The organism is Pseudoalteromonas luteoviolacea (assembly GCF_018100925.1).
Taxonomy (GTDB): domain Bacteria; phylum Pseudomonadota; class Gammaproteobacteria; order Enterobacterales; family Alteromonadaceae; genus Pseudoalteromonas; species Pseudoalteromonas obscura.
This window is the reverse complement of sequence record NZ_JAGJEH010000014.1, coordinates 104,843-118,457: the sequence shown is the minus strand read 5'-3', so window position 1 is coordinate 118,457 and position 13,615 is coordinate 104,843. Positions and strand designations below refer to the sequence as shown.

Sequence of the window (13,615 nt, the reverse complement as noted above, 5' to 3'; positions counted from 1 at the left end):
TATTCCTGTATGTAAAAGTTTCTCACATCTTAACAAATAAATATGAAGAGAGTTAGGATGGTGTCAAATGGATTCGCTCTTACTAAATTACAGGATAGCAAGACACAAAACAGCCTTAGATACGACAGATATCAAATGGAAGAGAAAAATCGGCTCGTATAAACCTTTTACGAGCCGTTATAGCAATCTGGGGAGAAGCTATCAATACACAGTATCCTCTTTCGAGAGATACATCATCAACAGGATGTCCTACAGGATGAGGACGGCGCGAACTGTAGCAAATAGCCATCTAGAAATAAACAGCACAAAGCAAATAACGAGCCAATTTGATGGTTTTTAAACAAGTAAGTGATGTTTTTTACGTTAGCTTTACACAAGCCCAGTAAATTCGGGACATAGAGGCATTTTAGCTTGGCCAAATTCGTTGGCGATCTCCTGACCTAAAAATGAATATCATAGAGACGACTTGAAAAACATGACATCACATTAACCGAACAACTGCGACTTTAATGGTGAAGGCACCGTAAATTGTGCCAAGTAAACCTAATATTAGCAGGAGGCAGGCGTGCAGACATTAAGTGCAACATCCGACCACAAACACCAAAGCACAGATAATCAAGTTGAACCACCGTCAGATGACCTTAAAATTAAAGGATCGCAGTACAGATTTACCCTCATCAAACTTATTATGGATAAAATAGACAACGCAGAAATTCCGAGCTTTTCTGACATGGAACAGACATTGATGAATGAACAATCAGAAAGTGTCAGGGAGGCATATAGATTTAAGCCGACTTAATCCACACGTTCCGAACGTAACCTGAAAATTTGTTTTGTTCAGTGATTTGCTCACTGTGGACCTACAATCATTAAATCAATCGTAATATGTTGAAGTAATGAGAGCATGGTGAGCCCATGCTCTCACTGGACACACAATTTAGTGCGCTTGCTCCCAGTTATCACCATGATCCGCTTCAACAACCAAGGGGACGTCTAATGCCGCAGCTTCACTCATTAGACAACAAATGTGCTCACTAAACTCAGTCACTTTGTCGGCTTTGACTTCAAACACCAATTCATCGTGTACTTGCATCAACAACTTGATCTCATCTTGGCTATGTTCTTGCAGCCACTGATGTACCTTGATCATCGCTTTTTTAATGATATCTGCAGCTGTGCCTTGCATTGGCGCATTGATTGCTGCACGTTCAGCAGCTTTACGACGCGCGCCATTACGCGCTTTGATATCTGGCAAATACAAACGACGGCCAAATAGTGTTTCTACGTAACCCTGCTCAGCGGCTTTTTCACGTGTGCTTTCCATATACTCTAACACGCCAGGAAAACGCTCAAAGTACTTATCCATATAGTGCTGTGCTTCGTTGCGAGGAATATCTAACTGACGGGCTAAACCAAAGGCACTCATGCCGTAAATCAAGCCAAAGTTAACCGCCTTTGCTTTACGACGCATATCTGAGGTCACATCTTCGAGTGGCACAGAAAAAACTTCGGATGCCGTTGCACTGTGGACATCTTTCCCCTCTGCAAAAGCACTGAGTAACCCTTTATCTTGTGATAAATGGGCCATAATACGCAGTTCTATTTGGCTATAGTCCGCCGCTAGGATCACGTGGTTTTCATCCGCAACAAACGCCTGACGAATACGACGCCCCGCTTCATTACGAATTGGAATATTCTGCAAGTTTGGATCTGTGGAGCTCAAACGACCTGTCGCAGTCACCGCCTGATGATAAGAGGTGTGAACACGTAGAGTCTCATCATTAATAAGCTTTGGTAGCTTGTCCGTATATGTTGACTTTAGCTTGGCCAAACCACGATGCTCTATGATCAATTTTGGCAATGGGTAGTCGTGTGCCAATTCTTGCAGTACTTCTTCAGCAGTTGAGGGGGCACCTTTTGGTGTTTTCTTTAATATCGGTAAACCTTGCTTCTCAAACAAAATCGCCTGTAACTGCTTCGTTGAGCTTAAATTAAACTCTTCTTCTGCCAGCTCATAGGCTTCTTGTTCAAGCTCAGCCAGCCGCTTTTCAATCTCTAGGCTTTGCTCTCCAAGCATGGTGCTATCTATTTTAACACCGGTACGTTCCATATCAGACAGTACATTGATCAGTGGTAACTCAATGTCACGAAACACACTGACTAAGCTGGCTTCTTTTTCCACTAGAGGCCACAGGTGCTGATGCAGACGGAGCGTGATATCGGCATCTTCAGCGGCATAAGGTGCAGCCTTTTCAAGTTCGATTTGGTTGAATGTCAGCTGTTTTTTGCCCTTGCCCGCGATATCTTCAAAACTGATATTTTTGTGGCCCAAGAACTTAAGTGCAAGCGAGTCCATGTCATGACGCGTACCTACACTATTAAATACATATGACTCAAGCATGGTATCAAACTCGATGCCATTTAAGGTGATGCCAGCTCGTGCCAGTACACTCTTATCGTACTTTAAGTTTTGACCAACTTTCTTGATGCTGTGATCTTCCAAAATTGGCTGTAAAAGCTCAAAAACGAGCTGTTTATCAAGCTGCTCTGGCGCTCCCATATAATCATGGGTCAAAGGTAAATATGCAGCTTCACCCGCTTCAACCGCAAAGCTCATTCCTACCAAATCAGCTTGCATATAGTCCAAACTGGTTGTTTCTGTGTCAAAAGCCATCACCTCTGCACCTTTGAGCTTTTCAACCCAGATATTCAGTTGCTCAGACGTTAAGATGGTTTCGTAATTACCTACAATTTCTGGTTGAGGCGCTGAAGTTGCTGTTGGTGCCCCATTTTGCGGTGCCGCTTTACCGTCAAGCAACTCTGCAAGCCAGCGTTTAAATTCGCATTGACCATACAGCTCAATCAAGCGATCTTTATCCACTGGTTGGATCTTAAATGTGTCTAGATCTTCTTCCACGTCACAATCGAGCTTGATAGTAGCCAATTCATAGGACAGCTCTAACTGTGCTTTGTGCTCTTCTAGTTTTTTCGCCATACTCTTTGAGCCGCGAAAACCCAATGGCGCAATTTGATCTAGGTTGGCATACAACTCTTTGATGGAGCCCAAGCCTTGCAACATCGCCAGCGCGGTCTTTTCTCCCACTCCAGGAACGCCTGGGATATTGTCGACCTTGTCACCCATGAGCGCTAAAAAGTCGATGATAAGCTCTGGACCGATGCCAAATTTGTCTTCAACCCCAGTCGGATCCAACACTGTATCTGTCATGGTATTGATCAAGGTAACGTGCTCATTTACCAACTGAGCCATATCTTTATCGCCAGTACTGATCAACACATGACGTTTTTGTTCCGTAGCAATACGGGAAAATGTACCGATCACATCATCAGCTTCAACGCCAGCAATACTAACCAAAGGCAAACCCATCGCTTTAATAATTTCATGAATAGGCTCAATTTGGGTGCGGAGATCATCAGGCATCGGAGGGCGATTGGCCTTGTATTCTGAATACATGTCGTTTCTGAAGGTAGGCCCTTTGGCATCAAAAACAACCACCATATGGCTAGGATCAAACTGTTTAACCAAGCTTTTCAGCATATTGATTACACCATAGATCGCACCAGTTGCTTCACCCTGAGAATTCGTCAAGTGCGGTGGCGCATGATAAGCGCGAAATAAATAGGAAGAACCATCCACCAAAATTAAAGGGTTTTCTGGGATCTGAGGCATAATATTTTGGATCCTAATTAAAGAGATTTAAAAACTCGCTAAGAATGCCACAAGGCTTAGCATAAAACGAGAGGAGTGCAATGAAACTTTATAAGGAAAAACTGTGGATAACTTTGTAGATAAACACAAGAAAAACACCGACGATAAAATAAAGCCAGTGAAAACAAATCATAAACTTCTGATTTTTATAACAAAATACATAAGCTAATTTTTATTCTTTATAAAATGAGTTTGTGGAAATCTCACAACTCATGTATTTTTCACCATTGAAAAGTGGTGATAAAACGACCCGTTTTTTCGAGCGGACGCGTATACTAACATAAATGATCAAAGATCAAAGCAGATCCTTTATATTTTTTTTCACACTCGACATTCTTACATTGAATATAGCAGGCAGAATCAGCCTTAGGAGATTAATAATGAAACAAGTAGCAATCATTTTTAGTGGTTGTGGGGTTTTTGATGGTGCAGAAATTCATGAATCTGTACTGACCATGTTGCACCTTGAACAAAAAGGTATTCAGTACCGCTGTTTTGCACCCAATATCGAGCAACATCATGTCATCAATCACTTAACGGGCGAAGAGCAAGCTGAAACACGCAATGTATTGACTGAAGCGGCACGTATAGCGCGCGGTGACATTCAAGATCTCGAACAACTTAACGCTGATGACTTTGCAGCACTTGTTATCCCTGGTGGATTTGGCGTCGCCAAGAATTTATCTGACTTTGCGTTCAAAGGCCCTGAGTCTCAGGTGCTAGACGTATTGAAAAACATTTGCCAACAGTTTAACAAACAACAAAAACCAATCACCTACCTATGCATCGCACCAGCGCTGATTGGTCATATACATCAGCCGGGCACTAAAGCAACAATCGGGAATGATGCCGACACTGCCGCAGCGGTTACGGCACTGGGCGCAGAACATGTGGAATGTGCCGTCACCGATATCATTGTGGATGAACAGCAAAAAGTCATCAGCACACCAGCTTATATGTTAGCAGGCAATATCAGCGAAGCATCTGCGGGTATTGAAAAAGCAATTAAAAGGCTAGCTCAACTTATCGATTAACCGATCGATTAACTGCTCATAGATAATTTACTTGATTTTAAGCATAAAATGCCAAATCTTTGCCCTAACGCAATAAAAGATGTTTTTTATACGCTTAAGATCAAGTTTAAATTTTAACTAATTTGGTGGTGACGTTATACTCAATTAGGAACCGTCATCCGTCGTGCTTCGTGATCGAAGACATTAAATTTGAAGTGAGCAAGGTAAATGAAGAAACTGTCAGCAGCACTCTTAATGCTATCCACGGCCGCCGTTGCCCAGCCGTATGATAATTCTCTAACCGAAGAAGCCATCAAAAAGCGCTTGACCCCTATAGGCTCAGTGTATTTGGCTGGTGCCGAAGATACTGCGGCGGCGGCTCCAACAGGACCACGCTCTGGCGAGCAAGTATACCAAGCATCTTGTTTTGCTTGTCACGGCACAGGGGCGCTCGGAGCACCAAAGACCGCAGATGAGTGGGCTATCCGTTTGTCAAAGGGCTCTGACGTCTTACTTGATCACGCAATTAATGGATTTAATGCGATGCCGCCAAAAGGAACCTGCATGGACTGTAGTGATGAAGAAATCGCTGCTGCTATTGAGTTTATGATCAAATAGCTGTCGTATAAAAAACGGAGACAAATACTCGCTTATTTGTCTCTATTAAGGCAAAATGTTTACCCAAGAACTGAATTAACATTTTACACTTGACCCTCCAAGTCAAAAGTGAAAATATAAAGTTTAATAAATAAACAATAATAGCCTTTGGTTTAATCATTGGAAGATCCAAACGACGTTGCAATTCGCAAGCTTACTCGTAAGAATCGCCGCTTAGAGTCCTTGCTGAAAAAATACAAACAAAACTATCACTTGCAACATGCCTTGATCCAGCTCTCTGAACAGGCTAGTACGGTTGCCGAGCTAACTCTTCTATACCCCGCAATTCACAGCATACTTGAGCAACATTTACCGAGTAAGAGCTTTTATGTTGTGTTGCAAAATCAATTTACTCAAACTCTTGAACTATCCTATTTTGTCGATGAAAAAGATGGGATCTCCGTACCACTTCATGAATCCCACCATTTTGATCAAGGTGTTACTGGATATGTCTTCAAGACTAAAAAAGTGCTGTATTTAAGCAAAGATGAAATGCAGCTGATGATAGACGACAATAAATTCAAAGCCTTGGGTAGCCCTGCTGAACATTGGGTTGGTGTGCCCATATTCAGAGATAAAAATATCATTGGCGTCATGGTTTCTCAGAGCTATCAACCTCAACAAGCTTATAACGAACATCAAATTGAGCTCCTTGAGGTGATGTCTCTATATTTGGCAACCGCCATTGAAAGAGTTAAAAAGCGGGAGTTACTTGAATCAGAAGTCAAAATCCGCACACGTGCTTTGATGCAGAGTAATGATGCGCTTAACAAAGAAATAGAACAGCGTAAACGCGCCTTAGAAAGACAACAAATACTGTTTAAGATTTCTGAATTAGCGACACAATTCAGTGATATCGACGATGTTTATAAGCAGGTTCATAAGATCATTCGCTCTATCACATTTGCCAATAACTTGTACATTGCGCTACATGATACAGGCTCTAATTGGCTGAGCTTCCCTTATTGTGTGGATGAAGTAACGGAATATCGTCCTCGACCCTTTGCCAAGGGCTATAGTGAATTGGTGATCACCACTGAGCGAAGCCAACTTATAGACACCAATCGCGCCGATATACTTATTGATGGCGGTGTGGTGAAACGCCCTCCTGATTACGATGACTTGGAAACAGCGACAAGCTGGCTGGGTGCACCTCTAAAAACGGCTAAAGGGGTAATTGGACTAATTGCTTGTCAAGCTTACAATCATGAATACGAATATAATCATGAAGATGTAGAGCTCATTTCCTTTGTCTCAAATCAGATCGCCTCTGTTTTACAAACACATCTAGCCAACCAAGCACTCAAAGCAAGTAACCAAGAACTCGAACACCGAGTTGCAGAAAAAACCAAAGCATTGCGACAAACCAATTTACATTTGCAAATGCAAATTGAAGAGCGTAAAAAAATCGAGCAGCAGCTCTATCACGATGCGCATCATGATCCACTCACCTCATTACCCAACCGTAGCCTGTTTTTGACACAACTAGAAAAAACACTGCAAAAATATCAGCGCTACCCTGAACACAACTTTGCGGTATTGTTTATCGACCTTGATAAATTTAAAGTCATTAATGACGAATTAGGACACCAAGCCGGCGATCAATTTTTAATTTGGGTGAGTTCTGCATTTTCTGAGTGCATTCGAGAACATGATTTACTAGCACGTTTGGCTGGTGATGAATTTGTGATCTTACTCGATCACCTTACCGATAAGCAGCAAGCTGAAGACGTTGCCAAACGCCTTATTCGCGTCATGCAACAGCCATTCTGCATGAAAGGTGTATGCATGCAAAGTGGTGCCAGTATTGGTATTACATACAGCAATAAAGAGTATAAAAATACCGATGAGATCATTCGCGATGCCGATGCCGCCATGTACTACGCAAAAAATGCCGGCCGTGGTCGCTACGAGTTTTACCATCCATTGCTTACGGCTTCTTCTGGAAGCGCCACAAAAGCGGAAGAACAACATCACTTGACCGCGCTGCCAACTCACTTTAGAAGCACTGAAATCGTTGACTTTGGTAATCACGCGACACAAATCGTCACACTGGAAGCCTTTGGCGAACACCCGGTATTGGGCAGCACTAGCTTCGATGTCTTGAAAAAATTTGCTGCGGCCAAAGATGAGCAATTAGATATTGAATTAGGATTACTGGAGAAAGCTCTTAAGATTGCACAAAGCTACAATCAAGATGTACTGCTTGCTTGTTCCACCATCGTTCTAGAGTCTTCTGCCTTTGTTACCCTAAAACATATGCTCAGTCAAAATAACACGCAGCTGTGTTTAATGTTTGATGAGAATGAAGTGCGATACGCCTCAAGCGTGCAATTAGAAAACCTCAAAGAGTTACCGCAGCTAGGCGTGAATATTGGCCTCAATGACTTTGCCAAAGAACGCTGTGATTTAGCCTTTTTAAGCAGCATTGATTTCAAATATGTACTGTTGAGTTCAGTATTTAGTAAACGCGTGTTGCAACAAAACAGCTATGATATTCAACTGCAAGGGATTTTAGCAATAACACATCTGAAATCGATTCAAGTCATTGCTAAAGGGCCCGCAATCTTGAACTTTAGAAGCCTCTTAGAAAAACATGGGTTGCAGTTATTTTTTGGCAAGCAGCAAAATTTAAAAAGTGCTCGTCAAAGCAGCAACTGCGTCAACGAGCAAGAAACTCTAACGTTTTAACATTGCGCGTAGATTAGCGACTCGGGCTTGCCCTTTTTCCATTCTCTCTGATTGCGACACAACTGCTTTTTTTCCTTCAAACTGCAAGTCATCTTGAGGCAGCTCTTGTACAAAACGGCTGAGTTCTGGTGTAATTTGCTCGCCAAATTGGCGGCGGCTTTTCGCATATGTCAATGTCAATGTCTGCTGAGCACGCGTGATCCCAACATAGGCTAGACGTCGCTCTTCTTCGACATTGTCTTCATCGATGCTGGTTTGATGTGGCAACAAGCCCTCTTCCATACCCACCATAAAGACATGAGGGTACTCTAAACCTTTCGAAGCATGTAACGTTAACAGTTGAACTGCATCACTTTCATCTTCCTCCTCATTGCGCTCAAGCATATCTCTGAGTGTCAATTTGGTCACTACCTCAGCCAGAGTCATCGGCGGATTGTCCGCATCGCCTGTCAACATATCGCTGATCCAGCGGTACAACTCAGAAACATTTTTCATTCTCATTTCTGCTGCTTTCGCGCTAGTCGATGACTCATATAAATACGTTTCGTAATTGATCTCGCGGATCATATCTTTAACTGCTTCAAGCGTATTTCCACGCACGGCTCGGTCACTTAATTCCACAACCCAACGCGCAAAGCCCGCTAATGCGTTAAACCCTTTACCAGTCAGACGTTGGGTCAAATCCGGATCAAAACAAGCCTCAAACAAACTAATATGTTTGTCATTGGCCAAGCTTCCCAACTTTTCTAGGGTAACAGGGCCTATTTCACGTCTTGGTGTATTCACAATGCGCAGAAACGCATTGTCGTCATCCTGATTTACCAATAGCCGTAAATAAGCCATGATGTCTTTAATTTCACTGCGCGCAAAAAACGACATCCCCCCGCTTATCTTGTAGGGAATGCGGTTCGCCATCAGGGCCTTTTCAAATACCCGTGCTTGGTGATTCCCGCGATACAAAATCGCATAATCTTTATAACTAGTGCGCTTCATAAATTTGTGAGAAATGATCTCTGCAACCACGCGCTCTGCTTCATGTTCCTCATCACGGGTTGCTATAACACGCAGTGGATCTCCATATCCCAATTCGCTGAATAGCTTTTTATCAAATTCGTGAGGGTTATTGGCAATCAAAATGTTAGCAGATTTCAAGATACGCCCTGCACTGCGATAGTTTTGCTCTAGTTTAATTAAACGCAGTCCGGGGTAGTCTTTACTCAAGAGTACTAAGTTTTGCGGCTTTGCCCCCCGCCAAGAATAAATTGATTGGTCGTCGTCACCTACCACTGTAAATCGTGCTCGCTCACCCACTAACAGCTTCACCAACTGATATTGACTGGTATTGGTATCTTGGTATTCATCCACCAGCAAATACCGAAACTGATTTTGCCAGCGCTCTCTCACATCTGCTGAGCTAGCAAGTAACAACGTAGGGATCATGATCAGATCATCAAAATCTAGGGCATTGTACGCTCTAAGTTGAGTTTGATAACGCGCGTAGAGCTGAGCAAACAACGCTTTTTGCGGTTCTCGCGCTTCTCTGATTGCACGCTCTGGTAAGATCAGATCATTCTTCCAGTTACCAATTTGCATCTTGAGTAAGTTCAAAAGGTCTTTGTCTTTCTCTAGCTCTTTCTCTGTTAACTCAGCCAGCAACTGGTTAGTGTCTTGATCATCAAAAAGTGAAAAGCCAGGTTTAAAGCCGAGTGTCTTCACCTCTTTTTTAATGATATTCAACCCCAAAGTGTGAAATGTAGAGATCCACAACCCTTTTGCATCTTGTTTTCCTAACGTCTGCGATACACGCTCGCGCATTTCCTTAGCAGCCTTGTTGGTAAATGTCACCGCGGCGATGTTGCGCGCCTTATATTCACAATGCTGCACGAGATAAGCGATTTTATTTGTGATCACACGAGTTTTTCCGGAGCCCGCCCCCGCTAGTACGAGGCATGGACCACTAATATACTTAACGGCTTCATCTTGTTTGGGATTGAGTTTCATAAAAGGCGTGTATCCTGACCAACTGGAACCGCCTAGTTTATCTTATTCATGCCATAATACCAATTTGCAAAGTTTTGATTATGATTAATCTACGCGGTTTATCCCGGCTCCAAGCGCACTAAAATACTTTTATAGAGCCAACGGTTTACGGTAAGATAACCGCAATAACTAGCTATAAGGCACTGACATGATAAACCCAGCAAAGATCGAAGAGATCGCAAAGCAGATCTCAAGTAACATGCCACAAGGTGTGCGTAATTTAGCAGAAACATTTGAAGCGAAAACCAAACAAGCCATTCAAACGAAATTGACAGAAATGGACTTTGTAAGTCGTGAAGAATTTGATATTCAAAGTAAAGTTTTAATCAGAACACGTGAAAAGCTAACTGAATTAGAAGCCAAAGTTGCCGAGTTAGAAGCTAGGCTGGAAAAGCAAAACGACGCAGAATAATCACTTCATGTAGACAAGCACACAATTCTGTGTGCTTATAACCAATCGATTAGCCCGCTTGTTGATCTCCGCGATCAACGTACCGGGTCACCAATGACAGTAGTGCTTGCTCATAGCTTGATGACAAGCCTGGGTCTGAGCTAACGCCAGGGACTAGTTCATGTAATAACCCATCTTCAAGTCCGTATACCCAGCCATGCACTTCTAGCTTTTGTCCTCTGTGCCATGCATCTTGCACAATGCTTGTGCGGCATACATTACGAACTTGTTCTATGACATTGAGCTCACACAAAACGTCACTGCGCACAGAGGCGTTGACTTCTCGCAATACTGCTTGATGCTTCTCTTTGATATCAACAACATGCCTAAGCCAGTTGTCGATCAGCCCAAACTTGGCCCCGTCCAATGCAGCCTTAACTCCACCACACCCATAGTGCCCAACAACCATGATATGACTCACCTTCAAAACTTCTACAGCGTATTGCATGACAGATAGACAATTGTGATCCGTATGTACAACCACATTCGCGACGTTGCGATGTACGAATAACTCGCCAGGAAGTAAGTCAACGATCTCATTGGCTGGTACTCTGGAATCAGAGCAGCCGATCCATAAATAATCTGGGTTTTGTTGCATCGACAACGTTTTGAAGAACTCTGGATCGCGTAATTGTGTACGCTCAGCCCACTGACGATTATTTTCCAGCAAGTGCGCTAGATGACTTTTTTGTTGTTGGCACATATCTATCCCCTTATCTACTGGCGCTTTGTTGCCTGTATCAATAAATTCCTTGGTGTCAGTGACTTTTCACAGAACTGTTCAAGTGTCACATCATACCCAGCAGCTTGTAAATATAACACTCTATCTAGCACTAGCCACAATTCAATTGCACGCCTAAAACCGTGGCGAACTAGCTCGATGCGCTCAGTGACTTTTTGCCGTTTTTGAGCCTGAGCCAAATAATGTTGGTAGTCAATTTTTTGGGGCAGCTCTAGTCCTTTTTGTTCTGCCGCCCAGTGACAAAATTCGTGAAATTCACCAGAGAATATTGCTTTATTAACTGAAGGCACACTAACATAATTGGTACTGTGTGTAATATCACGCCTCAGCGCATCAAAGGCTAATCGCCATAAAACTTCTTTTTTACGCACTTTTGCTACGCGAGAAGGCGCGGTAACCGTTTCTTGTAGTGCAAGTTTCATATCGTTGTGTGTTAATAGCAGTTTACTCTGCTTACCCACGTCACTCATAGCCTGATATTCATCACTGGTGAACAAGTGATAACAACATGGCGACAAACTTATTTTTTCACAACCTACCTGTGTAGCTTCATACATAAAGTTCTGATGCAACTTACCACATGCATGCAGTGCGACTGCGTGCTGGCGTGGTTTAAAGTGATGACCTACGGGTTCTGTCAAGACATTCGCACAGTGGAATGTCATCGCTAACTTTTGATGAACGGCACTGTGCGTGCCCTGCTCACACAAATGCGCCTGCAGCTCTATACTATCAACATGTGGAACCCCTTGATAAGCTAATATCCGACCCAAATGCCCTTTACCTGCGCACCACTCTAATATGGGCAGTTCTCGCTCATTGAGCGCAGCGACAAAGTCTTGCAGCTGTCCAACTTTACGCCCTTTAATACCGTTACTTAACCAAAATGGGAGTTCTGGACGGTCCCGAAGTGGCATATTAATTTTCGTTAATTCACTGATCTGCGTCAGTTGAGGAATATGCGCTGACAACGCATGCTGCAGTGCTGTTTGGTCCCTATCCAATGCACTCAACGTGGCTTCATCAAGTTGCAATAGGTAATCATCCAATTCTGGCCACGGCGTTGTCAGGTGATCAAAAGCCAATAGTTGCCAGTATTGTCGGGTTTCATAGAGTAGTCTATCCAGTGACTGAAAATGCGAAGTGTAAGAGGAGATCATAAGCAATAGAGGTTACTTCAAGTCACGCTATTGTAATCTATCCGAGACAGATTAGAAAATCTTCAAGCCTTCATAATCAATCTTGCAAACTATAGCTTTTCCGCTGTAATACTAAACTAATGTACATTGGCACACACAAAATGCTTAACACGATGGCTAGGATCAACATCCAAGACCAATTAATTTCTGTTTTACTGCTATCTGAATACAAAAAAGCACTCTTGTGCTCATGGAAACTTACAAGGTCCAGATGGTACAACTGCGCGATCCACTGCCATCTCGCCAATGACATGTTGCCAACAGGGATCCCTGGCGCCTTAATAAAAGGAAGTAATTTGTCCGCCTCATTGGCCAGTTCTTCATAACTTTTTTGCTTTGCATATAGTTTAGTGATCTGCAGTGCTTCATCTAAGTTTGCCAGCGCGTATCGCCACCCTCGCAAACTGGCACTACGAAATTTCGCTACCAACTCAGGCCGATACGTGTATACGTCTTCAGAAGTAAACAATATATCCGCATACACATTGATACCATAATGCTTAGGACAGATCTGCCTTGTCGCTATACCCTGCTGCGCCATTTTGAATGGCTCATTGGAAATATATACTTGCAACGCATCAAACTTGCCCATTTTAAAATCCTGCAAAGGAGACATGCCAGAATAAATTGGTAATTGGCTTACATCTATACCTGCCCGCTCCAAAATGAGCACAAGTTCAGCGCCTTCGGAACGACCTAAGTGACTAATTCTTTTACCTTGAAAATCCTTAGGCGAATAAATATTACTATCGGCGTGTACCATCCAGCAGTAGGGTGAAGATTGAAACACCGCAGCAAGTGCGACGAGCGGTTTTCCTGACATACGCTGTTCTAACAAGCCTGAGTGTGTCACGCCAAATTGTGCCTGACCGGTGAGTACTTTAAATTGTTCATCAGGTTGGTGCATTTGAGCTGGCATGATATTGACATCTAGCCCAGCCTCCCGATAAAAGCCTTTTTGCTTCGCAACATAGTAACCTGCAAATTGAAACTGATGCACCCATTTCAGTTGCAGTGTTACAGGCTCTAGCACCGTGGCATATGCACTTCCACAAACAAATATAAGTAAAATGAGGCAACGGAGCATAAGCTATC

At 43.0% G+C, this 13,615-nt stretch carries 10 protein-coding genes; 5 read left to right on the top strand and 5 right to left on the bottom strand.

Features of this window, described 5'->3' with window-relative positions; all coding sequences use genetic code 11:
- Nucleotides 1-565: 565 nt before the first annotated feature.
- The gene (locus J8M00_RS24120; RefSeq protein ID WP_211012962.1) at nucleotides 566-799 is read left to right on the top strand and encodes a hypothetical protein; all 234 of its coding nucleotides are present in this window, start codon (nucleotides 566-568) and stop codon (nucleotides 797-799) included.
- A 138-nt stretch (nucleotides 800-937) separates the two neighbouring features.
- Here J8M00_RS24120 and polA read toward each other — a convergent pair whose 3' ends face one another.
- Nucleotides 938-3,688, bottom strand: a complete 2,751-nt coding sequence (gene polA / locus J8M00_RS24115) for a DNA polymerase I (RefSeq protein WP_211012961.1) — start codon at nucleotides 3,686-3,688, stop codon at nucleotides 938-940.
- 419 nt (nucleotides 3,689-4,107) lie between these two features.
- Between polA and elbB the strand changes: the two genes are divergently transcribed.
- From elbB to J8M00_RS24100, 3 genes are all read left to right on the top strand, one after another.
- Nucleotides 4,108-4,761: an isoprenoid biosynthesis glyoxalase ElbB gene (gene elbB / locus J8M00_RS24110; RefSeq protein WP_211012960.1), complete on the top strand. Its 654-nt coding sequence runs from the start codon at nucleotides 4,108-4,110 to the stop codon at nucleotides 4,759-4,761.
- 207 nt (nucleotides 4,762-4,968) lie between these two features.
- The gene (locus J8M00_RS24105) at nucleotides 4,969-5,358 is read left to right on the top strand and encodes a c-type cytochrome (protein ID WP_211012959.1); all 390 of its coding nucleotides are present in this window, start codon (nucleotides 4,969-4,971) and stop codon (nucleotides 5,356-5,358) included.
- A gap of 159 nt (nucleotides 5,359-5,517) precedes the next feature.
- Nucleotides 5,518-8,088 (top strand): diguanylate cyclase domain-containing protein, encoded by a 2,571-nt coding sequence (locus J8M00_RS24100; RefSeq protein WP_211012958.1) that lies wholly within the window; start codon nucleotides 5,518-5,520, stop codon nucleotides 8,086-8,088.
- On the opposite strand, the gene rep is transcribed toward J8M00_RS24100, so the two are convergent.
- Nucleotides 8,077-10,089, bottom strand: coding sequence for a DNA helicase Rep (rep, locus tag J8M00_RS24095; protein WP_211012957.1), 2,013 nt, complete (start codon nucleotides 10,087-10,089; stop codon nucleotides 8,077-8,079). The two genes, J8M00_RS24100 and rep, sit on opposite strands and share 12 nt — an antisense overlap.
- Before the next feature lie 187 nt (nucleotides 10,090-10,276).
- On the opposite strand from rep, the gene ubiK reads away from it, so the two are divergent.
- On the top strand, nucleotides 10,277-10,540 hold the full coding sequence (ubiK, locus tag J8M00_RS24090; RefSeq protein WP_023397713.1) for a ubiquinone biosynthesis accessory factor UbiK: 264 nt from the start codon (nucleotides 10,277-10,279) through the stop codon (nucleotides 10,538-10,540).
- Between the two features lie 49 nt (nucleotides 10,541-10,589).
- On the opposite strand, the gene can is transcribed toward ubiK, so the two are convergent.
- The 3 genes from can to J8M00_RS24075 form a co-directional block, all read right to left on the bottom strand.
- Entirely contained in the window at nucleotides 10,590-11,282 is a 693-nt protein-coding gene (can, locus tag J8M00_RS24085; RefSeq protein ID WP_211012956.1) for a carbonate dehydratase, read from the bottom strand.
- Between the two features lie 14 nt (nucleotides 11,283-11,296).
- Nucleotides 11,297-12,481, bottom strand: a complete 1,185-nt coding sequence (locus tag J8M00_RS24080) for a methyltransferase (protein ID WP_211012955.1) — start codon at nucleotides 12,479-12,481, stop codon at nucleotides 11,297-11,299.
- Nucleotides 12,482-12,557: 76 nt separating this feature from the next.
- Nucleotides 12,558-13,607: an ABC transporter substrate-binding protein gene (locus J8M00_RS24075; RefSeq protein ID WP_211012954.1), complete on the bottom strand. Its 1,050-nt coding sequence runs from the start codon at nucleotides 13,605-13,607 to the stop codon at nucleotides 12,558-12,560.
- Between the last annotated feature and the right edge of the window lie 8 nt (nucleotides 13,608-13,615).